The 22,014-nt window shown below is 57.6% G+C and carries 19 protein-coding genes; 10 read left to right on the top strand and 9 right to left on the bottom strand.

Annotated features, from left to right (window positions below):
- Positions 1 to 7: 7 nt before the first annotated feature.
- Positions 8 to 919 (bottom strand): putrescine utilization regulator PtrR, encoded by a 912-nt coding sequence (ptrR, locus tag B3797_RS11030; protein ID WP_120453185.1) that lies wholly within the window; start codon positions 917 to 919, stop codon positions 8 to 10.
- Positions 920 to 1,023: 104 nt separating this feature from the next.
- Here ptrR and B3797_RS11035 point away from each other — a divergent pair, with 104 nt between their 5' ends.
- From B3797_RS11035 to mglC, 7 genes are all read left to right on the top strand, one after another.
- Positions 1,024 to 2,151, top strand: a complete 1,128-nt coding sequence (locus tag B3797_RS11035; RefSeq protein ID WP_311791092.1) for a YbfB/YjiJ family MFS transporter — start codon at positions 1,024 to 1,026, stop codon at positions 2,149 to 2,151.
- Positions 2,152 to 2,276: 125 nt separating this feature from the next.
- Entirely contained in the window at positions 2,277 to 2,942 is a 666-nt protein-coding gene (folE, locus tag B3797_RS11040) for a GTP cyclohydrolase I FolE (RefSeq protein WP_120453189.1), read from the top strand.
- Between the two features lie 249 nt (positions 2,943 to 3,191).
- A complete protein-coding gene (gene yeiB, locus B3797_RS11045; RefSeq protein ID WP_311791093.1) occupies positions 3,192 to 4,352 on the top strand; it encodes a DUF418 domain-containing protein YeiB in 1,161 nt (386 codons plus the stop codon).
- 147 nt (positions 4,353 to 4,499) lie between these two features.
- On the top strand, positions 4,500 to 5,540 hold the full coding sequence (galS, locus tag B3797_RS11050) for an HTH-type transcriptional regulator GalS (RefSeq protein ID WP_311791094.1): 1,041 nt from the start codon (positions 4,500 to 4,502) through the stop codon (positions 5,538 to 5,540).
- A 314-nt stretch (positions 5,541 to 5,854) separates the two neighbouring features.
- Positions 5,855 to 6,850: a galactose/glucose ABC transporter substrate-binding protein MglB gene (gene mglB, locus B3797_RS11055; RefSeq protein WP_120453196.1), complete on the top strand. Its 996-nt coding sequence runs from the start codon at positions 5,855 to 5,857 to the stop codon at positions 6,848 to 6,850.
- A gap of 69 nt (positions 6,851 to 6,919) precedes the next feature.
- Positions 6,920 to 8,440 (top strand): galactose/methyl galactoside ABC transporter ATP-binding protein MglA, encoded by a 1,521-nt coding sequence (mglA, locus tag B3797_RS11060; RefSeq protein WP_311782617.1) that lies wholly within the window; start codon positions 6,920 to 6,922, stop codon positions 8,438 to 8,440.
- A gap of 19 nt (positions 8,441 to 8,459) precedes the next feature.
- Positions 8,460 to 9,470 carry a galactose/methyl galactoside ABC transporter permease MglC gene (mglC, locus tag B3797_RS11065; protein ID WP_120453200.1) on the top strand — a complete coding sequence of 337 codons (1,011 nt, stop codon included), beginning with the start codon at positions 8,460 to 8,462 and terminating at the stop codon, positions 9,468 to 9,470.
- Between the two features lie 197 nt (positions 9,471 to 9,667).
- Here mglC and sanA read toward each other — a convergent pair whose 3' ends face one another.
- The 6 genes from sanA to metG form a co-directional block, all read right to left on the bottom strand.
- On the bottom strand, positions 9,668 to 10,387 hold the full coding sequence (sanA, locus tag B3797_RS11070; protein ID WP_120453202.1) for an outer membrane permeability protein SanA: 720 nt from the start codon (positions 10,385 to 10,387) through the stop codon (positions 9,668 to 9,670).
- Between the two features lie 135 nt (positions 10,388 to 10,522).
- On the bottom strand, positions 10,523 to 12,220 hold the full coding sequence (locus tag B3797_RS11075; RefSeq protein WP_311782616.1) for an NAD-dependent malic enzyme: 1,698 nt from the start codon (positions 12,218 to 12,220) through the stop codon (positions 10,523 to 10,525).
- A gap of 154 nt (positions 12,221 to 12,374) precedes the next feature.
- Positions 12,375 to 13,265 carry a cytidine deaminase gene (gene cdd / locus B3797_RS11080; protein ID WP_311791095.1) on the bottom strand — a complete coding sequence of 297 codons (891 nt, stop codon included), beginning with the start codon at positions 13,263 to 13,265 and terminating at the stop codon, positions 12,375 to 12,377.
- A 120-nt stretch (positions 13,266 to 13,385) separates the two neighbouring features.
- Positions 13,386 to 14,078 carry a CidB/LrgB family autolysis modulator gene (locus tag B3797_RS11085; protein ID WP_311782614.1) on the bottom strand — a complete coding sequence of 231 codons (693 nt, stop codon included), beginning with the start codon at positions 14,076 to 14,078 and terminating at the stop codon, positions 13,386 to 13,388.
- Positions 14,071 to 14,460: a CidA/LrgA family protein gene (locus B3797_RS11090; protein WP_311791096.1), complete on the bottom strand. Its 390-nt coding sequence runs from the start codon at positions 14,458 to 14,460 to the stop codon at positions 14,071 to 14,073. Before B3797_RS11090 ends, B3797_RS11085 begins: the two co-directional genes overlap by 8 nt.
- A gap of 90 nt (positions 14,461 to 14,550) precedes the next feature.
- Positions 14,551 to 16,581: a methionine--tRNA ligase gene (gene metG / locus B3797_RS11095; RefSeq protein ID WP_311782613.1), complete on the bottom strand. Its 2,031-nt coding sequence runs from the start codon at positions 16,579 to 16,581 to the stop codon at positions 14,551 to 14,553.
- Positions 16,582 to 16,744: 163 nt separating this feature from the next.
- Here metG and apbC point away from each other — a divergent pair, with 163 nt between their 5' ends.
- A complete protein-coding gene (gene apbC / locus B3797_RS11100; RefSeq protein ID WP_311791097.1) occupies positions 16,745 to 17,857 on the top strand; it encodes an iron-sulfur cluster carrier protein ApbC in 1,113 nt (370 codons plus the stop codon).
- Between the two features lie 23 nt (positions 17,858 to 17,880).
- Here apbC and B3797_RS11105 read toward each other — a convergent pair whose 3' ends face one another.
- On the bottom strand, positions 17,881 to 18,309 hold the full coding sequence (locus B3797_RS11105) for a GNAT family N-acetyltransferase (protein WP_120453215.1): 429 nt from the start codon (positions 18,307 to 18,309) through the stop codon (positions 17,881 to 17,883).
- 227 nt (positions 18,310 to 18,536) lie between these two features.
- Here B3797_RS11105 and ahpC point away from each other — a divergent pair, with 227 nt between their 5' ends.
- Positions 18,537 to 19,100: an alkyl hydroperoxide reductase subunit C gene (ahpC, locus tag B3797_RS11110; RefSeq protein WP_103794092.1), complete on the top strand. Its 564-nt coding sequence runs from the start codon at positions 18,537 to 18,539 to the stop codon at positions 19,098 to 19,100.
- A 71-nt stretch (positions 19,101 to 19,171) separates the two neighbouring features.
- The gene (gene ahpF, locus B3797_RS11115; protein WP_311782611.1) at positions 19,172 to 20,740 is read left to right on the top strand and encodes an alkyl hydroperoxide reductase subunit F; all 1,569 of its coding nucleotides are present in this window, start codon (positions 19,172 to 19,174) and stop codon (positions 20,738 to 20,740) included.
- A gap of 60 nt (positions 20,741 to 20,800) precedes the next feature.
- Here the strand turns inward: ahpF and B3797_RS11120 are convergent, their stop codons facing one another.
- A complete protein-coding gene (locus B3797_RS11120; RefSeq protein ID WP_311782610.1) occupies positions 20,801 to 21,760 on the bottom strand; it encodes an AEC family transporter in 960 nt (319 codons plus the stop codon).
- Positions 21,761 to 22,014 lie beyond the last annotated feature (254 nt).

Here is a 22,014-nt window from a genome sequence, read left to right on the forward strand (position 1 = left end):
TGCGTAATTAGTCTGCGACCTGCAGCGGATGCAGTAGCCGATCGTCCTGCGGCCGGTCGTCAAACATATCAATAATCAAATATTTCAGGGCTTCGACGTTGGGCGTAAAAGCGTCGCGTCGCCACATCAGCCAGGTGGCAGTATCGCGGTACGCCGGCGGCAGCTCATGCGCCTGCACGCGGGCGCGCTCAGGCATCTGCGCTAAAACCGATTCCGGGATCATCGCTACACCCGCGCCGCCCGCTACGCAGGCCATCATCGCGTGGTAGGACTGGATCTCCATGACGCTGCCGGGCGCGACGCCGCTGTCGCGATACCAGGCTTCCAGCTTCACGCGATAGGAGCAGCTGTTGCGAAAAGCGAACAGCGTATCGTTTTGCGCGTCGCGCGCGCTCTCCACCGGCGCATGATCGAGGCTGGTGATCAGCGTCAGGGTTTCCCGGAAGGCGATACAGCCGTTGAGATCGTCATAAGGCGCCGGGCCATCGACCAGCGCGGCGGCCAGCGTGCCTTCGCGCACTTTGTCGATAATCTCGCCGGAGGTGCTGGTGATCAGCGACAGCGCGACCTTCGGGAAGCGCTGATGGTAGGCCGCCAGCAGGCCCGGCAGGCGCGTCGCGGCGGTGCTCTCCATCGAGCCGAGCGCGAAGTTACCCGCCGGTTCGCCGGCGCGCGCCATACTCAGCGCCTCGTCGCTCAGCGTCAGGATCCGCTGTGCATAGTTAAGAAAGTTGTGGCCCATCGGCGACAGGCGAATGCGCTGTTTCTCACGGATAAACAGGTCGACGCCAATCTCCTCTTCCAGCTGGCGTAGCCGCGTGGTGAGATTAGAGGGGACGCGATGGAGTTGTTCCGCAGCGCGCGCCAGCGAACCGGTTTCGGCCACAGAACAGAACATACGTAGCTGGACAAGATCCATGTATTCTCTTCTCGTAAACAACTTGATGCGAATTATTCAGTTTTCGTGAGTTTAATAAGCTGGCATGTTATAAGCAAGAGATAATAAAACGCAGGAGTAGGGAAATGGCTTTTCGCGTGGCGCTCAGCGCCTTTCTGGCGCTGGTCGTGGTGATGGGGATTGGACGTTTCGCCTTTACGCCGCAGGTGCCGCTGATGATACACGACGGCCAGCTGACGCTGACCAGCGCCAGCCTGGTCGCGGCGCTTAACTATCTCGGCTACCTGTGCGGCTCCTTTGACGCGATGCGCGCCAGGCGCCACGTCGAGCTGCGCCTGCAGCTGGGCGTCTGGGGCGCGGTGATCCTGACGCTGCTCTCCGCCTGCGTCAGCGGCCCCTGGCTACACGGGGCAGTGCGCTTTCTTATCGGCTGGGCGAGCGGCGTGGCGCTGGTGCTGGTTGCCGCCTGGAGCAGCGAACAGCTGCATCATTACGGCCGTCCCAGCCTGTCAGCGGCGGTCTTCGCCGGACCCGGCGCGGGGATTTTCATCAGCGGCCTGCTGGCGGTGCAGCTGCATGCGCTTCAGGTTTCCGCCTCGCTGGCCTGGGCGGCTTACGGCCTGCTGGCGCTGCTCTTTATCGCCGCTGTCGCGCGCAATTTGCCGCGCCGCGTCGGCGATCTGCATCGACCCGATCAGGCGCCGCAGCCGCTGGTGCTGACCAGAAATTTACGACGGCTGGTGCTGAGCTATAGCCTGGCGGGCTTCGGCTATATTCTGCCTGCGACTTTTCTGTCACAGATGGCGGCGGCGCGCTTTCCCGACGGCGCATTTGCCCAGTTCGTCTGGCCGATTTTCGGCGGCGCGGCGATAGTCGGCATCGCGCTGGGGATCCTGACGCGCGGCCTCGCCAGCACGCACCGGCGGCTGGCGCTGGTGCTCTGGGCGCAGGCGCTGGGCGTAGTGGCGGCGGCGTGGCTGCCGGGCTTTAGCGGCCTGCTGATTGGTGCGCTGCTGGTGGGCGGCGGCTTTCTCTGCGTGGTGCAGCTTGCGCTGGCCTGTGCGCGTGAGCTGGCGCCGCAGCATACGCGCTATATGGCGGGACTGCTGACCACTGGCTACGCCATTGGGCAGCTGGTGGGGCCGGTGCTGTCGTCGCTCTCTACCGCGCTGCTACATCGGCTGGAGCCGGCGCTGTGGATCGCCGGTCTGGGGCTGGCCGTGGGCGGTCTTCTGGTCTGGCGACGATCATAATGAAAAGCTTTCATCGCCGATTGGATTGATTACTGGATTACCCAAACGGAAAGCTTCACAATACGCGCTCAGAATTGAACCCGTCGGTCTCTCCGGCGGGCGTTACACCTGCGGAGATGAGTACGATGAGCACCCTTAGTCAGGAAGCTATCCTGGTTCACGAAGCGCTGCTGGCGCGAGGCCTGGAGACGCCGTTACGCGCGCCGACGCGTGAAATGGATGATGAAACCCGTAAGCGCCTGATCGCTGGCCACATGACTGAAGTCATGCAGCTGCTGAATCTGGATCTTGAGGATGACAGCCTGATGGAGACGCCACATCGCATCGCCAAAATGTATGTGGATGAGGTGTTCTCCGGCCTGGATTACGCTAACTTCCCCAAAATCACCGTCATCGAAAACAAGATGAAAGTGGATGAGATGGTGACGGTGCGCGATATCACGCTGACCAGCACCTGCGAACACCACTTTGTGATTATCGACGGCAAAGCCACCGTGGCCTATATTCCAAAAGACAAGGTGATCGGCCTGTCGAAGATCAACCGTATCGTCCAGTTCTTCGCCCAGCGTCCGCAGGTGCAGGAGCGTCTGACGCAGCAGGTGCTGGTGGCGTTGCAGACGCTGCTTGGTACCAACAACGTTGCGGTTTCTATCGATGCGGTGCACTACTGCGTGAAAGCGCGCGGGGTGAAGGATGCCACCAGCGCAACCACCACCACTTCGCTGGGCGGTCTGTTTAAGTCGAGCCAGAATACCCGCCAGGAATTCCTGCGCGCGGTACGCCATATTTAAATCTCAGGGCGAGGCTGTTGGCTATGCGCCTGCGAGGGTGAGAAAGCCCGATCGTAAAGACGCAAACAGGAGATCGCGGCTCGCGAACAGGCGCCTTATTTGAGGCGCTTTTGTTATCGGGCCACGGCTCCGCGTTGTGCAAGAACGCTTCCGACGTTTGTTCCTGACGCGGGGCGTTTGCTCTTCGGTCTGCGCCATCCCCCAGCAGGCTTTAAGCCGCCTCTGTTTCTCACCTCAACAGGGACCGATATGCAACGTTATCATGCGCTGGATTTTATTCGCGGTTGCGCCATCCTCGGCATTTTGTTGCTTAATATCGTCGGCTTCGCTTTACCTTCCGCCGCTTATCTGAATCCTGCCTGGCACGGCGAGCCGGCTACCGACGAGGTCTGGACCTGGGCGGTGCTTGATACCCTGGCGCAGCTGAAATTCCTTACCCTGTTCGCGCTGTTGTTCGGCGCGGGCCTGCAGCTCCAGCTGCCGCGCGGCGGCCGCTGGCTGTCGGCGCGCCTGACGCTGCTGGCGATTATCGGCCTGTTCCACGCCATTGTGATGTGGGAAGGGGATATCCTGCTTGATTACGCCATTATCGGGCTGATCGTCTGGCGTATGCTGCGCGACGTGCCCTCAACGCGCAGCCTGTTTCATACCGGCGCGCTGCTTTATCTGGTGGGCTGCGGCGTGCTGCTTATTTTCGGTTCCATCTCCGCTCCCGAACCGAGCAGTTCATGGCTGCCAGGCGCGGCCGATCTGGAGTATGAACGCTTCTGGAAGCTGGCCGGCGGCTGGGAAGCTGTGCATAACCGTCTCGATCATCTCTCTTCCAGCCTGATGGCGCTGGCGGCGCAGTATGGCTGGCAGCTGGCAGGCCTGATGATGATGGGCGCGGCGCTGCTGCGCTGCGGCTGGCTGACCGGCGGCTTCAGCGCGCGGCACTATCGCCGCTGCGCCGCGCTTTTGCTGATAACAGGCTATGCCATTGCCCTGTCCGGCGTGGTGTCGCAGTGGATGCTGCACTGGTCGTTTCGCTGGAGCGGCTTCTATCTGCAGGTGCCGCGCGATCTCGCCAGCCCCTTTATCAGTCTCGGCTATGCCGCGCTTATTCTGGCCTACTGGCCGCGGCTGGCTCGCTGGCGCTTCAGCGCGGCGATCCAGTGCGTCGGCCGTATGGCGCTGAGCAACTACCTGCTGCAGACGCTGATCTGCACCACGCTGTTTTATCGCTTTGACCTCTTTATGCGCTTCGACCGCCTGCAGCTGCTCGCGTTTGTCCCTGCTGTCTGGCTCGTCAATATCCTCTTCTCGGTGATCTGGCTGCGCTTTTTCCCACAGGGGCCGCTTGAATGGCTCTGGCGGCGGCTGACGCGTCTGGCGGCAGGCAAAACACCGCATCGTCCCTCATTCAGATAATGATGTTCATCACAAAGGTTACATAATTGTATGTAACCGTTTTCATCAGTGTGACGTAATTCACGCTGCTGTTTAGCCGCGCCTGACAGAATAGCGCCGGGTTTACTTCCTGGCGTGATGCCTTTTTTTCCTCTGTGGAACAGCTGCATGATAACGATTCGTGATGTTGCCCGTCTGGCTGGCGTGTCGGTGGCGACCGTCTCACGCGTGTTGAATAACAGCAGCGCCGTCACTGCCGACACGCGCGATGCGGTGCTGCAGGCCGTGGAGTCGCTGGGCTATCGCCCCAATGCCAACGCGCAGGCGCTGGCGACGCAGGTGAGCGATACCATCGGCGTGGTGGTAATGGACGTCTCCGATCCCTTCTTCGGCGCGCTGGTTAAAGCGGTGGATACCGTGGCACAGCGTCTGCACAAACATGTGTTGATCAGCAACTCCTGGCATCAGGAAGATAAAGAGCGCCATGCGATTGAGGTGCTGATCCGTCAGCGCTGCAATGCGCTGGTGGTGCACGCGAAAACGCTTTCAGACGAAGAGCTGGCCTCTTTTATGCAGCAGGTGCCGGGCATGGTGATGGTAAACCGCATCGTGCCGGGCTTCGCCCATCGCTGCGTCAGCCTGGATAACGTGGCTGGCGCGCTGATGGCGACAAGAATGCTGCTGCAGCAGGGACATAGCCGCGTCGGCTATCTCTGCTCCAGCCATCCGATCGAAGATGTACAGCAGCGCCGTGAAGGCTGGGAGCAGGCGCTGGTGGAGCAGGGCATCCGTCCGCAGGAGAGCTGGATCGCCAGCGCCGAACCCGATATGCAGGGCGGTGAAGCGGCGATGGTAGAGCTGCTGGGGCGCAACGTGCATCTCAGCGCGATTTTTGCCTACAACGACGGCATGGCGGCCGGCGCGCTTACCGCGCTGAAAGATAACGGCATTCAGGTGCCGCAGCACTTCTCCATTATCGGTTTCGATGATATTCCCATGTCGCGTTACACCGATCCTCAACTGACCACGGTGCGCTATCCCATTGTTTCAATGGCAAAACTGGCGACAGAGCTGGCGCTGAGCGGCGCGGCGGGCCAGCTGGACGCCAGCGCGCAGTATGTCTTTATGCCGACGCTGGTGCGTCGTCATTCTGTGGCTCAGCGACAAAATGTGGAGTCTGTCACTAATTCAGGCGATAGCCTGATGTAACCGTTTTCAATCTGTGATTGTATTCACAGTTAATTAACATGCCGCTCACTATGATGGCTGCGTCTTACCGGACTGAAACATTATGTAACGCCGCCATAACCGCAGCTGGCGTGGTTTCAGCAACCCGTTGAAAAGGTTCATCACATCTTCAGGATGCGTTGTCGCACAAGGAAGTCAGGTTTCTGGACGGCGATTCAGCGGGGTAGCGGGATACCACTCGCCTCTTTTTGACTCGCCGAATCTTATTTTACCGAAAGCTCTTACGCGTTTGACGCGTCTGAGCCAGTACTACCCTGCAAAAAACCGGAGATACCATGAATAAGAAGGTTTTCACGCTTACAGCTTTGGTTGCCAGCATGATGTTCGGCGCAACGGCACACGCAGCGGACACGCGTATCGGCGTGACCATCTATAAATATGACGACAACTTTATGTCGATGGTACGCAAGGACATCGAGAAAGAAGCCAAAAACCTCGGCGGCGTGCAGCTGCTGATGAATGACTCGCAGAACGACCAGTCCAAGCAGAATGACCAGATCGACGTGCTGATGGCGAAAGGCGTGAAGGCGCTGGCAATTAACCTGGTGGATCCGGCTGCGGCAGCCGTGGTGATCGATAAAGCGCGCAGCAATGACGTGCCGGTGGTGTTCTTCAACAAAGAGCCGAACGCGAAAGTGCTGGCCAGCTACGACAAAGCTTACTATGTCGGCACCGACTCTAAAGAGTCCGGCATTATTCAGGGCCAGCTGATTGAGAAACACTGGAAAGCCTCGCCGAACTGGGACCTGAACAAAGATGGTCAGATTCAGTTCGTGCTGCTGAAAGGCGAGCCGGGCCACCCGGATGCCGAAGCGCGCACCAAGTATGTCATCGATACCCTGAACAAAGACGGCATCAAAACTCAGCAGCTGGCGATGGATACCGCAATGTGGGATACCGCGCAGGCTAAAGACAAGATGGACGCGTGGCTCTCTGGCCCGAACGCCAACAAAATCGAAGTGGTCATCGCTAACAACGACGCCATGGCGATGGGCGCGGTTGAAGCGCTGAAGGCACATAACAAGACCTCTATTCCTGTGTTCGGCGTCGATGCGCTGCCAGAAGCGCTGGCGCTGGTAAAATCGGGCGCGCTGGCGGGCACCGTCCTGAACGATGCTGAAAACCAGGCGAAAGCAACGCTGGATATGGCGAAAAACCTGGCGGACGGCAAAGCCGCGACCGAAGGCACCAGCTATAAAATTACCGACAAAATCGTCCGCGTACCTTACGTTCCGGTCGATAAAGAGAATCTGTCTCAGTTCCAGAAGTAATCCTGTCCGGGCGCGGCTGAGCCGCGTCCTGTTTTCACTTGACCAACGCTTTTTTTAGCCAGGTAAATTATGGCCAGTGATAATCCGACCGCGCAGCGTGAATATCTGCTGGAAATGACGAATGTGTCAAAATCATTTCCAGGGGTTAAAGCCTTAGATAATGTGAATTTAAAAGTGCGGCCTCACTCCGTTCATGCATTGATGGGTGAAAACGGCGCCGGTAAATCGACATTATTGAAATGCCTGTTTGGTATTTATAAAAAAGATACGGGGAGCATCCTGTTTCAGGGTGAGGAAATAGATTTTAAAAGTTCAAAAGAGGCGCTGGAAAATGGCGTTTCGATGGTGCACCAGGAGCTGAACCTGGTTTTACAGCGCACCGTCATGGACAATATGTGGCTGGGTCGCTATCCGCAAAAAGGCCCGTTCGTCGATCAGGATAAAATGTATCGCGATACCAAAGCGATTTTCGACGAGCTGGATATTGATATCGATCCGCGTGACAAAGTGGCGACGCTCTCTGTCTCGCAGATGCAGATGATTGAAATCGCCAAGGCGTTCTCCTATGACGCCAAAATCGTCATCATGGACGAGCCGACCTCTTCGCTGACGGAGAAAGAGGTGAACCATCTGTTCACCATTATCCGCAAGCTGAAAGATCGCGGCTGCGGCATTGTCTATATCTCGCACAAGATGGAAGAGATTTTCCAGCTGTGCGACGAAATTACTATTCTGCGTGACGGGCAGTGGATCGCCACCCAGCCGCTAGAAGGGCTGGATATGGATAAGATCATCGCCATGATGGTCGGCCGCTCCCTGAACCAGCGTTTTCCCAACAAAACTAACGTGCCGGGCGAAACCATTCTTGAGGTGCGTAATTTAACGTCGCTGCGTCAGCCGTCGATTCGCGACGTTTCGTTCGATCTGCGTAAAGGGGAGATTCTGGGCATTGCCGGGCTGGTGGGCGCCAAGCGTACCGATATCGTCGAAACCCTGTTTGGTATTCGCGAGAAAGTTAGCGGCACTATTAAGCTCCACGGCAAAGCGATTAATAATCACAGCGCCAACGAAGCTATTAATCATGGGTTTGCGCTGGTGACGGAGGAGCGTCGCTCTACCGGTATTTATGCCTATCTGGATATCGGGTTTAACTCGTTAATCTCGAATATTAAGAAGTATAAAAACAATATCGGGCTGCTGGACAATAAACGCATGAAGAGCGATACCCAGTGGGTTATCGACGCCATGCGTGTAAAAACGCCGGGGCACCACACGCAAATTGGATCGCTTTCGGGCGGTAACCAGCAAAAGGTTATTATCGGCCGCTGGCTGCTGACCCAGCCTGAAATATTGATGCTTGACGAACCGACGCGCGGTATTGACGTCGGCGCGAAATTCGAAATCTACCAGCTGATTGCCGAGCTGGCGAAGAAAGAGAAGGGCATCATTATTATCTCTTCTGAAATGCCGGAGCTGTTGGGCATTACCGATCGTATTCTGGTGATGAGCAACGGTCAGGTAGCGGGCATTGTAGATACCAAGACAACCACGCAGAACGAAATATTGCGTTTAGCGTCATTACACCTTTAATGAAGCAAGGGCTGTTAACATGAAAGCGACTACTAAAAAGAATGCGCTAACCTGGCTGAAAGAGGGCGGCATTTATGTCGTTCTGCTGGTTTTACTGGCTATTATTATTTTCCAGGATCCGACATTTTTAAGCCTGATGAACCTGAGTAATATCCTCACCCAGTCTTCGGTGCGTATTATTATCGCGCTGGGCGTGGCGGGGCTGATCGTTACGCAGGGTACCGACCTCTCGGCCGGTCGTCAGGTGGGGCTGGCGGCAGTAGTGGCGGCAACGCTGCTGCAGTCGATGGAAAACGCCAATAAGGTCTTCCCGACGCTGGAAACCGTACCGATTCCGCTGGTTATTCTGGTGGTGTGCGTTATTGGTGGACTGATCGGCCTGCTGAACGGCGTTATTATCGCCTATCTCAAGGTGACCCCGTTTATTACCACACTCGGCACCATGATTATCGTGTACGGCATCAACTCGCTCTATTACGATTTTGTTGGCGCGTCGCCGATTGCCGGGTTTGATACGGGCTTCTCAAAGTTCACGCAGGGCTTCTTCCGCTTTGGCGACTTTAAGCTCTCCTATATTACTTTCTACGCCATTATCGCTATCGTTTTCGTCTGGATCCTGTGGAATAAAACCCGCTTTGGCAAAAACATTTTTGCTATCGGCGGCAACCCGGAAGCGGCGAAGGTTTCCGGCGTTAACGTGAACTTTAACCTGATCCTTATCTATGCGCTTTCCGGCGTGTTTTACGCCTTCGGCGGGATGCTGGAAGCGGGCCGTATCGGCAGCGCCACCAACAACCTCGGCTTTATGTATGAGCTGGACGCTATCGCGGCGTGCGTGGTGGGCGGCGTCTCCTTTGCGGGCGGCGTGGGTACGGTAGCGGGCGTGGTGACCGGCGTGATCATCTTTACCGTGATCAACTACGGTCTGACCTATATCGGCGTGAACCCTTACTGGCAGTACATTATTAAGGGCGGCATCATTATCTTCGCCGTGGCGCTGGACTCGCTGAAGTACTCGCGTAAGAAGTAATAAGGGCAGCGCTCAGGCTTCTTGCAAACGGCCTGGGCGTCAAAGCGCGGGTGGCATGGATCGAAGAGCAAAGCGTCCCGCGACAGGGATGTCGCGGGCCGAGCGAGCATGGATGCCTTGAGCGACTTTGCGATCGAGCCATGCCATCCGCGCGAGTACAATTCTGTTTTTCATGAGCGGCCCGAGGGCCGCTCTTTCTATTTTTGCGCTTTCTGCTCGCTTTCCAGCAGCTGCTCCGGCGTCACCGCCGGATAGCTCTGCGCATCTTCCGGCACCTCATGCACCGCCGGTATCGGCACCAGCGGGCCAAGGAAGCGCGGCTCGCGCTTCATGACATAGAGATCGGCCAGCGCGCCGAGACGCGCGCCCACCTCGCGGAAACGGACGCTGAGCATATTTTTCGGTGAGGGCACCGCATAGCACTGCGCCTGAATCCCCATATGCAGGGCAATAAACAGGGCGCGCTCGCAGTGGAAACGCTGGGTGATAATAATAAAGTCGTTGGTGTCGAACACCTTGCGCGTGCGCACGATGGAGTCAAGCGTACGGAAACCGGCATAGTCCAGCACGATATCCTGCGGATCGACGCCCGCTTTGATCAGATCGCGGCGCATGGTCATGGGTTCGTTATAGCTACTCATGGCGTTGTCGCCGCTGAGCAGCAGATAGTTAACCTTGCCGCTGTTGTAGGCGTTCAGCGCGCCCTGAATGCGATAAAGGTAATACTGGTTATAGACGCCGGTGCGGTAATACTTCGCGGTGCCTAGTACCACGCCAACCTGACGATGCGGCAGCGAGGCGACGTCTTCGTAAATATAGGGGGCAGTTTTCCAGCTGATCCAGCGATCCAGGCCGAGCGCGGTCGCCACCACCAGTAAGATGATGAACAGAAGACCAATAAAAACGCGTTTCAACATACGCGTGGGCGCTCGAGGTCAGGAAAATTCGGTGCATCAAGGCTACTTGAGGACCTGCCACGAAGCAAGTTACCGCCGGCTGGCTGATGGATTTTTGCGCGACTGCCGGGCCTGAGACGGCCCGGCGTTGGTCTGTCAGATAGAGGTACGACGATAGTGGCGATACTGCGGCAGCCAGAAGTTATTAGCCACCGCCTGCGACAGCACATCTTCCGACGTGACTACCGCGACGCCAGCCAGCTGCGCGGCTTTGCCGACTTCCATGGCGATAATTTTCGATACGCCCTGAATATCTTTAATCTCCGGCAGCACCGGCCCTTCGCCTTCGTTCACCAGCGGCGAACAGTCGGCCAGCGCGCGGCTTGCCGTCATCAGCATTGAGTCGGTAACGCGCGTCGCGCCTGAGGCGATAACGCCCAGGCCGATGCCAGGGAAGATATAGGAGTTGTTACACTGCGCGATCGGATAGGTTTTGCCTTTCCAGCTCACCGGCGAGAAGGGGCTGCCGGTCGCTACCAGCGCCGCGCCGTCTGTCCAGGCGATAATGTCCGCTGGCGTCGCTTCCACGCGTGACGTCGGGTTGGAGAGCGGCATCACGATGGGGCGCGCGCAGTGTTTGTGCATCTCGCGGATGATCTCTTCGGTAAACAGCCCCGGCTGGCCGGAAACGCCGATGAGAATATCGGGACGGGCGTTGCGCACCACGTCAAGCAGCGAGATTGAATCGCTTGAGGTGTCCCACTCCTTCAGGTTTTCACTCTTCTGCACCAGCTTGCTCTGGAAGTCGAGCAGGTTTGGCAGTTTGTCGGTCAGCAGGCCGAAGCGATCGACCATCAGCACGCGGGCGCGCGCCTCTTCGTCGCTTAATCCTTCAGATTTCATCTGGGCGATAATCTGCTCGGCGATGCCGCAACCGGCGGAACCCGCACCAAGGAAGACCACTTTCTGCTCGCACAGGCGGCTGCCCGCGGCGCGGCTGGCAGCGATCAGCGTGCCGACGGTCACGGCAGCGGTGCCCTGAATATCGTCATTGAAGCAGCAGATTTCATCGCGGTAGCGCTGCAGCAGCGGCATGGCGTTTTTCTGCGCAAAGTCTTCAAACTGCAGCAGCACGTTCGGCCAGCGGCGTTTAACCGCCTGGATAAAGTCATTAACGAACGCGTCATACTCTTCGCCGGTAATGCGCGGATGACGCCAGCCCATATAGAGCGGATCGTTAAGCAACTGCTGGTTGTTGGTACCGGCGTCCAGCACCACCGGCAGCGTATAGGCGGGTGAAATGCCGCCGCAGGCGGTATAGAGCGACAGCTTGCCGATAGGAATGCCCATGCCGCCGATGCCCAAATCGCCGAGGCCAAGAATGCGCTCGCCGTCGGTTACTACAATCACCTTCACGTTCTGCTTGGTGGCGTTTTGCAGCATATCTTCGATATGGGCGCGGTTCGGATAAGAGATAAAGACGCCGCGCGCGCGGCGGTAGATCTCGGAAAAGTGTTCGCAGGCCGCGCCGACGGTTGGGGTATAGATAATCGGCATCATCTCTTCGAGATGATTGTCGAGCAGGCGATAGAAAAGGGTTTCGTTGGTGTCCTGAATATTGCGCAGGTAGACGTGCTTATCGTTATTGTTTTTGAAATCCTGGAACTGACGCCAGGCGCGCTCAGCCTGCTCTTCGATACTCTCGACCGCTTCAGGCAGCAGGCCGTTGAGGTTAAATTCGTTGCGCTCTTCCAGCGAGAAGGCGCTGCCTTTATTCAGCAGGGGAAATTCCAGCAGGATCGGGCCAGCGTAGGGGATGTACAGCGGACGCTTACTTTCGTACTCATGTTCCATGAATTGATGCTCCGGTTGCGATGTTGTCTGGCAAAGCTCAGACGCCAGTCTTCTTTTTTTGTACTGCTGGCGCACGATCCTATGAAATTTCTCGCCGATGTACAGCTTTTGTAAATAAAAGATATTGCAATTGTTGAAAAGCGTGTTGCGCGCCTCAGCCTTTGCGCAGCGTGACGCGTGCGAGCCGGGTGCAGCCCAGCGCGGCCAGGGTCGCCTGAGTGGCAGCGAACTGGTTCAGCGTGGCGTTTTCCACTTCAGCCAGCGCTGCCGCCTCGATATTTTCGCAGGCTTCGCCCTGCATATTCAGCAGGATCAGCGCGGCCTGTAGCGGCGGCAGGCTCGGGTTATAGGCGGCATTCTCGGCGTAGCGTCCGGTGGCTATCGCGCCGCCCGAGGTGCGCAGCGCAATGCCGCTGTGGGAGCCACTGTAGGGCGCATGGCTCTGGTTAGCAGCCGCGATTGCCGCCTGCGCCAGCCTATCGCCTTCCGCCAGATAGCCGTGGTCCACCTTATCCAGCAGCAGCGTGCTGATATTCAGGTCGCGCGGGCCGAAGGCGTCCGGCAGATAGTCGCCCAGCGTGCTGACGGGGCGGCCAGGCAGGCTGATGCGCAGATCGGTGCCGCTGTTGAGTTCGTTCATAAACTGGCGACAGTGGCCACACGGTGTGTAGTTGACGGTAACAGCTTCCAGACGGCGCTCGCCGCGCAGCCAGGCGTGCGCAATCGCGCTCTGCTCGGCATGTACCGTTTGCTGTAGCGCCACGCCCGTAAACTCCATGTTGGCACCGAAGTACCAGTGGCCGCTGACGCCGCGTGCCACGGCGCCCACGTTGAAGCGCGAGAGCGGCACGACGGCGCAGGCTGCCGCCAGCGGCAGCAGCGCCAGAGCAAGCGCATCGGCGTCCAGCTGTGTCTGCTGCATCAGCGATGCGACCTGCTCCGGCGTCAGCACCGCCTGAAACTGCGCGTCGTCAAGAACCGGACGCAGCGCGCTTTGCAGAGCAGCGGGCAGCGCGTCGAAGGCGGAGGTGAAACGTGGATGCATGATTGCCTCGTCAAAATCAGGCGGCCCATTGCCGCCTGAAGGGTTATATGTGATCTGTATCGCTCTGACAATGCAACAGATTTGCATCGTTTCAACTTTGCGAGATCAATCGCAAAGTTTTTAGCCAAACGCGTGCAGCAGCAGCGGGAATATAAAGGGTGCCAGCAGCGAGGTAATGATGCCGCACAGAACCAGTGCCAGCGAGCTGAACGCGCCCTCCTGGTAATCTACCTCCGCCGCGCGCGCCGTACCGAGCGCGTGAGACGCATTGCCGATCGCCAGTCCGCGCGCCGCGCGGGTTTTTATCCCCAGCAGGTTGAGCACCATATGGCCGAATACCGCGCCGAGCACCCCGGCAATCAGCACGCAGATGGCACTGATGGCGGGAATGCCGTGCAGCGAGGCGGAGACCGCCATCGCAATGGGCGTGGTAACGGATTTAGGCAGAATAGTGGCGGCGATTTCCGGCGTCGCGCCCATCCACAGCGCGATAGCGGTGCCCGAAACCATAGCGGTCAGGCTGCCGATAAAGCAGACGCCGATAAGCGACTTCCAGCGCGCGCGGATTTGATGCATCTGCTCGTAGAGCGGCAGCGCCAGCGCAACGACCGCCGGCTGCAGCAGCTGGTTAAGGATCTGGCTGCCGGCAAAATAGCGCGTATAGGGGATTTGCAAAAGCAGCAGCAGCGGAATGATGATTGCCATCGCTACCAGCAGCGGATTGAGTAACGAAATTTTCAGCTTTGCCGCCAGGCGGCGCGCCAGCATAAAGGCGCCGACGCTGAGCGGCAGCGACCACCAGATGTCACTCACCGGGTTTCTCCTGCACGCTTCGCGTATGAATTTTATGGGCGCTCCAGCCGACAATGGTCAGAACTAGAAAGGTGCTGACCACGATAGAGACCACAATCGGCCCGAACTGAGCGCTCAGCACGTCGGTGTAGTTCATGATGCCGACGCTTATAGGCACAAACAGCAGCGCCATATAGCGGATCAGCAAATGGCAGCCTGGCTTAACCCAGTCCACGGGGAGGATTTGCGTCGCCAGCAGGGCGAACAGCGTCAGCATACCGAGGATACTGCCGGGAATAGTGATCGGCAGCAGTATGGCGATAGCGTTACCCGCATAGAGACAGAGATAGATGATGACGAAGGCGCGTACGTAGCGCCAGCACAGAGACAGCACGGTGGGCATAGCAGGCTCCTGTTTTCACGGCACAACATAATACGGGACACAGTATGAAAAAGGGCGACATGGTTGTCGCCCTTATCCAGCCTGTACCCCTTACTTAACCGGCATACCCGGCTGCGCGCCGCTGTCTACAGAGAGCACAAACAGATCTTTCCCGCCCGGACCGGCTGACAGCACCATGCCTTCCGAAACGCCGAAGCGCATTTTACGCGGCGCAAGGTTGGCGACGATAATCGTCATCTTGCCGATCAAGACCGAAGGATCGGGATAGGCGGCGCGAATGCCGGAGAAAATCTGACGCTTCTCGCCGCCCAGATCGAGCTGCAGACGCAGCAGCTTATCGGAGCCTTCCACCAGTTCGGCGTTTTCAATCAGCGCCACGCGCATATCGACTTTCGCGAAGTCGTCAATAGTAATGGTGTCGCCAATCGGCGCATCCGCCAGCGGGCCAGCGGCCGGTTTGCTGGCCGCTGCGGCATCCTCTTTCGACGCTTCAATCAGCGCGTTAACTTTGGTCATTTCGATACGTCCATAAAGTGCTTTAAACGGCGCTACCTGATGGCTGAGCAGCGGCTGCGGGATAGCGTCCCAGCTTAATTCGCTGTTGAGGAACGCTTCGGCGCGCTCGCTCAGGCTCGGCAGCACCGGCTTCAGCCAGGTCATCAGCACGCGGAACAGGTTGATGCCCATAGAGCAGATCGCCTGCAGATCGGCGTCGCGACCCTCTTCTTTCGCTACCACCCAGGGTGCCTGTTCGTCTACGTAGCGGTTCGCCAGATCGGCCAGCGCCATAATTTCGCGAATGGCGCGGCTGAACTCGCGGCTCGCCCAGGCTTCGCCAATCTTTTCAGAGGCGTCAACAAAGGTCTGGTAGAGCGCCGGATCCGCCAGTTCGGCCGACAGCTGGCCGTCAAAGCGTTTGGTCAGGAAGCCAGCGTTGCGCGACGCCAGGTTGACTACCTTGTTAACGATGTCGGCATTTACGCGCTGTACGAAATCTTCCAGGTTAAGGTCGATATCGTCGATGCGCGAAGAGAGCTTGGCGGCATAGTAGTAGCGCAGGCTGTCGGCATCCAGGTGCTGCAGCCAGGTGCTGGCCTTGATAAAGGTGCCGCGCGATTTAGACATCTTGGCGCCGTTTACCGTTACATAGCCATGCACGAACAGGTTGTTGGGCTTGCGGAAATCGCTGCCTTCCAGCATCGCCGGCCAGAACAGGCTGTGGAAGTAGACGATATCTTTGCCGATAAAGTGATAAAGCTCAGTGGTGGAGTCTTTCTTCCAGAACTCGTCGAAATCGATATCGCCGCGTTTGTCGCACAGGTTTTTAAACGCACCCATATAGCCGATTGGCGCATCCAGCCAGACGTAAAAATATTTGCCCGGCGCGTCCGGGATCTCAAAGCCGAAGTAGGGCGCGTCGCGTGAGATATCCCACTGCTGCAGGCCGGACTCAAACCACTCCTGCATTTTGTTCGCGACCTGCTCCTGCAGCGCGCCGGAGCGCGTCCAGGCCTGCAGCATGGCGCTGAATGAAGGCAGATCGAAGAAGAAATGCTCCGAGTCGCGCATTTCCGGCGTCGCGCCGGAGACTACTGATTTCGGCTCGATCAGCTCGGTCGGGCTATAGGTCGCGCCGCACACTTCGCAGTTGTCGCCATACTGATCCGGCGATTTACATTTCGGGCAGGTGCCCTTGACGAAACGGTCCGGCAGGAACATGCCTTTTTCCGGATCGTACAGCTGAGAGATGGTGCGGTTTTTAATAAAACCGTTCTCTTTCAGGCGGGTGTAAATCAGCTCGGACAGCACGCGGTTCTCATCGCTGTGCGTTGAGTGATAGTTGTCGTAGCTGATGTTGAAACCGGCGAAATCGACCTGATGTTCCTGACTCATTTCGGCGATCATCTGCTCCGGCGAGATGCCTAACTGCTGCGCTTTCAGCATGATCGGCGTACCGTGTGCGTCGTCAGCGCAGATGAAATAGACCTGATTGCCACGCATTCGCTGGTAACGCACCCAAATGTCTGCCTGGATATGCTCGAGCATGTGGCCGAGATGGATCGATCCGTTCGCGTACGGCAGGGCGCACGTTACCATTATTTTTTTAGCGACTTGAGTCATAGTTTGCGTAGCTTTCTGTTGATTGAAAAAACGGGCTTAGATGGTAACTCATGCCCTGGCGGGCGTAAACACAAGGGCGGCCTGGCGTCGACGGTGCCGACATCTGATATGATTGTTGTGTTACCGCTGAACCCAGCGACAGAAAAAATAACAAGGAGTGGGGATGACAGCACAATCCCGGACATCACATTCACCTGAAGCCCTGCGCGCCGTGGTTATGGGCGTGTTAAGCGGCTTCCGGCATCCAACCCTCGATCACAATCTCACCACGCTGAAAGCGCTGCATCATGTGGCGCTGCTGGACGGCAAGCTGCATATCGAACTCGTTATGCCGTTCGCCTGGGCGAGCGCCTTTGAGGAGCTGAAAGCGCAGGCCAGCGCCGAGCTGCTGCGCCTGACCGGCGCGCAGGCGATCGACTGGCGGCTGCGCCACGATATCGCCACGCTGAAGCGCGTCAAAGGCCAGCCCGGCGTTAACGGCGTGAAGAACATTATTGCCGTCAGCTCCGGCAAGGGCGGCGTCGGCAAATCGAGCACTGCCGTCAATATGGCGCTGGCGCTGGCGGCGGAAGGGGCGCGCGTCGGCATTCTCGATGCAGATATCTACGGCCCGTCAGTGCCGAATATGCTGGGCACCGAGCACGAGCGTCCTACCTCGCCAGACGGCACCCATATGGCGCCGATTATGGCTCACGGTCTCGCCACTAACTCTATCGGCTATCTGGTGACGGACGATAACGCGATGGTGTGGCGCGGCCCGATGGCGAGTAAGGCACTGATGCAGCTGCTCAATGAGACGCTGTGGCCGGACCTCGACTATCTGGTGCTTGATATGCCGCCGGGCACCGGCGACATTCAGCTGACGCTGGCGCAAAACGTGCCGGTGACGGGTGCCATCGTCGTCACCACGCCGCAGGATATTGCGCTGATCGACGCGCGCAAAGGCATGGTGATGTTTGAGAAGGTAAACGTGCCGGTGCTGGGCGTCGTAGAGAATATGAGCCTGCATATCTGCAGCCACTGCGGCTTCCATGAGCCCATTTTCGGCACGGGCGGCGCGGAAAAGCTGGTGGCGGATTATCAGACGCAGCTGCTGGCGCAGCTGCCGCTGCATATTAACCTGCGCGAAGATCTCGATGACGGCGAACCGACGGTGATCCGTCGTCCGGAGAGCGAGTTTACCGCGCTCTATCGCCAGCTGGCGGGCCGCGTCGCGTCGCGGCTCTACTGGCAGGGCGAAGTGATCCCCGGCGATATCGCCTTCCGCGCGCTGTAGGCCAGCGTACCGCTGGCGTCGCGTCAGGACGCCAGCGGAAAGTGCATCAGCACATATTTTCCCTGTTCGCTCTCGCCTTGCGCGATCATCTTCCAGCCGTGTTTAAGGTAGAACGCCTGCGCCGCCTTGTTCATCAGCAGACACTTCAGCGCGCCGGTGCTGGTAAAGCGCGCCTGCACTTTCTCCAGCAGCGCGGCGCCGACGCCGCGGCCCTGATAAGCGGGATCGACATACAGGCTATGGAGAAAATTATCATTCTCCAGCACGCCGGCGAAACCGACGCGATGACCCTCAAGCTCGGCGACCCAGACGGTCTCTCCCAGGATCACGCTGTCAAAATCTTCCAGCTGCCAGTGGCTGTCGTCGAGCCAGCGCCAGTTATGACGGCGCGCGGCCAGAAACAGGGTTCTCAGAAACGGACGATCGGCTTCGGTATAAGAACGGATCAGCACAGATAAACTCCCTTAACGCCTTTTCTACAAAATTAGCAGTTCTGCCGTGAAAAGATAAACGACGTTAAATCAATGTGCTTTGCGTGTAGAATGCCGGGGCGGCGTCAATAGCGGTGCGGCTTGCCGCGTTTGATAGCTTTCGTTTATCTGATTGATAACGACTGCATATTAGAAGTTGGCCCGAAAATTTTGTAACGTACATCACATCTTTTAGCGGAGGACTTCAGATGTCTATCATCAATACCAAAATTAAACCGTTCAAAAACACGGCGTTTAAAAACGGCGAATTCATCGACGTAACTGAGAAAGACGTTGAAGGTAAATGGAGTGTATTCTTCTTTTATCCAGCTGACTTCACCTTCGTTTGCCCGACTGAACTGGGTGATGTGGCTGACCACTACGAAGAATTCCAGAAACTGGGCGTAGATATCTACTCTGTTTCTACCGACACCCACTTTACCCACAAAGCCTGGCACGGTTCTTCTGAAACCATCGCGAAAATCCAGTATGCCATGATCGGCGACCCGACTGGCGCGCTGACCCGCAACTTCGAAATCATGCGCGAAGCTGAAGGTCTGGCTGACCGCGGTACTTTCATCGTTGACCCGGAAGGTATCATCCAGGCGATCGAAATCACTGCTGAAGGTATCGGCCGCGACGCGTCTGACCTGCTGCGTAAAGTGAAAGCTGCTCAGTATGTCGCTTCTCACCCAGGCGAAGTTTGCCCGGCTAAATGGAAAGAAGGCGACGCAACTCTGGCTCCGTCTCTGGACCTGGTTGGCAAAATCTAATTTCTGTACCGGTTTTTCGATCTTCTCTATCGGGTGCTACGGCACCCGATTTCTTCTGACAGGAACTCACTATGCTCGACACCAACTTAAAAACCCAGCTCAAGGCCTACCTTGAGAAATTAACCAGGCCTGTTGAGTTGATCGCCACCCTGGACGATGGCGCCAAATCAGCGGAAATTCGCGATTTGCTGGCGGATATCGCAAGCCTGTCTGAAAAAGTCAGCTTCCGCGAAGAGAACGATCGTCCGGTGCGTAAACCGTCGTTTTTGATCACTAACCCTGGCTCACACAGCGGCCCACGCTTTGCTGGTTCGCCGATGGGGCACGAATTTACCTCGCTGGTGCTGGCGCTGCTGCAGACCGGCGGTCATCCGTCGAAAGAGACGCAGAGCCTGCTCGACCAGGTTGCCTCGCTGGATAGCGACCTGCATTTCGAAACTTACTACTCGCTCTCATGCCACAACTGCCCTGACGTAGTACAGGCGCTGAACCTGATGGCGATTATCAATCCGCGCGTCTCGCACACGGCGATTGACGGCGGCATGTTCCAGAATGAAATTACCGAGCGCAACGTAATGGGCGTTCCGGCGGTCTACCTGAACGGCAAAGAGTTCGGTCAGGGCCGCATGAGCCTCGCCGAAATCGTCGGTAAGGTTGATACCAACGCGGAAAAACGCGCAGCGGAAGAGCTGAACAAGCGTGACGCTTATGAAGTGCTGATTGTCGGCAGCGGCCCGGCGGGCGCGGCAGCGGCGATTTACTCAGCGCGTAAAGGCATCCGCACCGGCCTGATGGGCGAGCGTTTCGGCGGCCAGGTGCTCGACACCGTGGATATCGAAAACTACATCTCCGTACAGAAAACCGAAGGCGCTAAGCTGGCTGGTTCGCTGCGCGCTCACGTTGACGACTACGACGTTGATGTGATTGACACCCAGAGCGCGATCAAGCTGATCCCGGCGGCGAAAGAGGGCGGCCTGCACGCGATTGAAACCGCGTCAGGCGCGGTGCTGAAATCACGCAGCATTATCATCGCCACCGGCGCGCGCTGGCGTAACATGGGCGTACCGGGCGAAGAGCAGTATCGTACCAAAGGCGTTACCTACTGCCCGCACTGCGACGGTCCGCTGTTTAAAGGCAAGCGCGTAGCGGTTATCGGCGGCGGCAACTCCGGCGTTGAAGCGGCTATCGACCTGGCAGGTATCGTCGAGCACGTTACGCTGCTGGAGTTTGCTGGCGAAATGCGCGCCGACCAGGTGCTGCAAAACAAACTGCGCAGCCTGAAAAACGTTGACGTGATCCTTAACGCGCAGACCACGGAAGTGAAAGGCGACGGCAGCAAAGTGACCGGTCTTGCCTATATCGATCGCAACAGCCAGACGTCGCACGATATCGCGCTGAGCGGCATCTTCGTGCAGATTGGCCTGCTGCCGAACACCACCTGGCTGGAAGGCGCGGTAGAGCGCAACAAAATGGGCGAGATCCTGATTGATGCTAAATGCGAAACCAGCCTGAAAGGCGTATTCGCGGCGGGCGACTGCACCACGGTGCCCTACAAGCAGATCATTATCGCCAGCGGCGAAGGCGCTAAAGCCTCGCTGAGCGCTTTTGACTACCTGATCCGCACCAAACCGGCTGAATAAGTTTAATTTTTTGCGATAGCCACGCAACGGCCCCGGGATATCTGTCTCGGGGCCTTTTTTTTAATAGCCCGCCATCGACATCAGCATCATCCACACCGGTGTTGTCACCGCCGCAAAGAGGGTAGAAAAGAGCATGCTGGCCGCCGCCGGGCCTGTCAGCACGTTAAACTTCTGCGACATCAGATAGACGTTTACGCCCACCGCCATCGAACCCAACAGAACCACGACCCGGCTTTCCAGCGGCGGAAGGTGCACCAGCCAGGCGATCGCCCAGATGGTCATCGGCTGTAAAATCAGCTTGAACAAACAGATGGTATAGCTTTCACGCAGCCCGTCGCGCACGCGGTAGTGCGCCAGACTCATGCCGAGCGTCACCAGCGACAGCGGCGCGGCAATAGAGCCGAGCATACGCAGCGGTTCGGCAGCGATAGTTGGCAGCGGTTGTTTTAAAAAGCTCCACGCGGTGCCGCTGAGGATACCGATAATGAGCGGATTTTTTGCCACGCTCAGCAGCGTATGACCGATGCCTTTCAGCGAAAAGCTTCCCTGTTTCGCCCACTCCACGGAGAGCGTCAGCAGCGTCCAGAGGATAAGGCTGTTGAACACCAGCACCAGCGCCACCGAAGGCAGCGCCTGCGGGCCGAGCAGCACCGTCGCCACTGGAATACCCAGCATCACGTTGTTGGAGAAGATGCCACCGAGCGCGAAAACCGTACCTGCAACGCCGTCGAGCTTAAACAGACGCGCGCCCACAATACGCCCGAGGATAAAAATCAGCAGGCAGCTGCCGAAAAAGGCCAGCAGCAGCCGCACATCCACCGGCGGGCTTTTATAGAAGTCGCTCATAACGCGGAACAGCATGCAGGGCAGGGCAACGTTAAACACGAAGCGGTTCATGCCTTCGCTGATGGTTATCGGCCATTTGCCGATGCGCGTCAGGGCATAGCCAAGGAAAATCAAAATAAACAGCGGAGCGGAAAGGTAAATCTGATGGGTAAGCGTATCAAGCAAGCTGGGCATGGCACGTCTGTTTTCTGCATCGGGTAACATCAGCCTAACATGACGTTGCCAAAAGCGTCACCTTGCAACAGGCTCTTTAACCCAGCCAGCGTCGCGCCTGCGCATCGCTGATATCACGGTAATAAATGCGATGAATAATTTCGTCGCATCTTCGACAGCGGGCGGAAATAAAAGTAGAAAAATAGGATCTGCCGTTAGGCGCAACGGCGTAAGCGCGAGAAATATGAATGTCCTGCCAGCGGTGACAATGCGGA

Source organism: Pantoea sp. UBA5923, from assembly GCF_002431095.1.
Taxonomy (GTDB): Bacteria; Pseudomonadota; Gammaproteobacteria; order Enterobacterales; family Enterobacteriaceae; genus Pantoea; species Pantoea piersonii.

Excerpts from the sequence above, each read along its gene's own strand:
- ptrR (WP_120453185.1), bottom strand. The coding sequence starts at position 919 with ATGGATCTTGTCCAGCTACGTATGTTCTGTTCTGTGGCCGAAACCGGT.
- B3797_RS11035 (WP_311791092.1), top strand. The coding sequence starts at position 1,024 with ATGGCTTTTCGCGTGGCGCTCAGCGCCTTTCTGGCGCTGGTCGTGGTG.
- folE (WP_120453189.1), top strand. The coding sequence starts at position 2,277 with ATGAGCACCCTTAGTCAGGAAGCTATCCTGGTTCACGAAGCGCTGCTG.
- yeiB (WP_311791093.1), top strand. The coding sequence starts at position 3,192 with ATGCAACGTTATCATGCGCTGGATTTTATTCGCGGTTGCGCCATCCTC.
- galS (WP_311791094.1), top strand. The coding sequence starts at position 4,500 with ATGATAACGATTCGTGATGTTGCCCGTCTGGCTGGCGTGTCGGTGGCG.
- mglB (WP_120453196.1), top strand. The coding sequence starts at position 5,855 with ATGAATAAGAAGGTTTTCACGCTTACAGCTTTGGTTGCCAGCATGATG.
- mglA (WP_311782617.1), top strand. The coding sequence starts at position 6,920 with ATGGCCAGTGATAATCCGACCGCGCAGCGTGAATATCTGCTGGAAATG.
- mglC (WP_120453200.1), top strand. The coding sequence starts at position 8,460 with ATGAAAGCGACTACTAAAAAGAATGCGCTAACCTGGCTGAAAGAGGGC.
- sanA (WP_120453202.1), bottom strand. The coding sequence starts at position 10,387 with ATGTTGAAACGCGTTTTTATTGGTCTTCTGTTCATCATCTTACTGGTG.
- B3797_RS11075 (WP_311782616.1), bottom strand. The coding sequence starts at position 12,220 with ATGGAACATGAGTACGAAAGTAAGCGTCCGCTGTACATCCCCTACGCT.
- cdd (WP_311791095.1), bottom strand. The coding sequence starts at position 13,265 with ATGCATCCACGTTTCACCTCCGCCTTCGACGCGCTGCCCGCTGCTCTG.
- B3797_RS11090 (WP_311791096.1), bottom strand. The coding sequence starts at position 14,460 with ATGCCCACCGTGCTGTCTCTGTGCTGGCGCTACGTACGCGCCTTCGTC.
- metG (WP_311782613.1), bottom strand. The coding sequence starts at position 16,581 with ATGACTCAAGTCGCTAAAAAAATAATGGTAACGTGCGCCCTGCCGTAC.
- apbC (WP_311791097.1), top strand. The coding sequence starts at position 16,745 with ATGACAGCACAATCCCGGACATCACATTCACCTGAAGCCCTGCGCGCC.
- ahpC (WP_103794092.1), top strand. The coding sequence starts at position 18,537 with ATGTCTATCATCAATACCAAAATTAAACCGTTCAAAAACACGGCGTTT.
- ahpF (WP_311782611.1), top strand. The coding sequence starts at position 19,172 with ATGCTCGACACCAACTTAAAAACCCAGCTCAAGGCCTACCTTGAGAAA.
- B3797_RS11120 (WP_311782610.1), bottom strand. The coding sequence starts at position 21,760 with ATGCCCAGCTTGCTTGATACGCTTACCCATCAGATTTACCTTTCCGCT.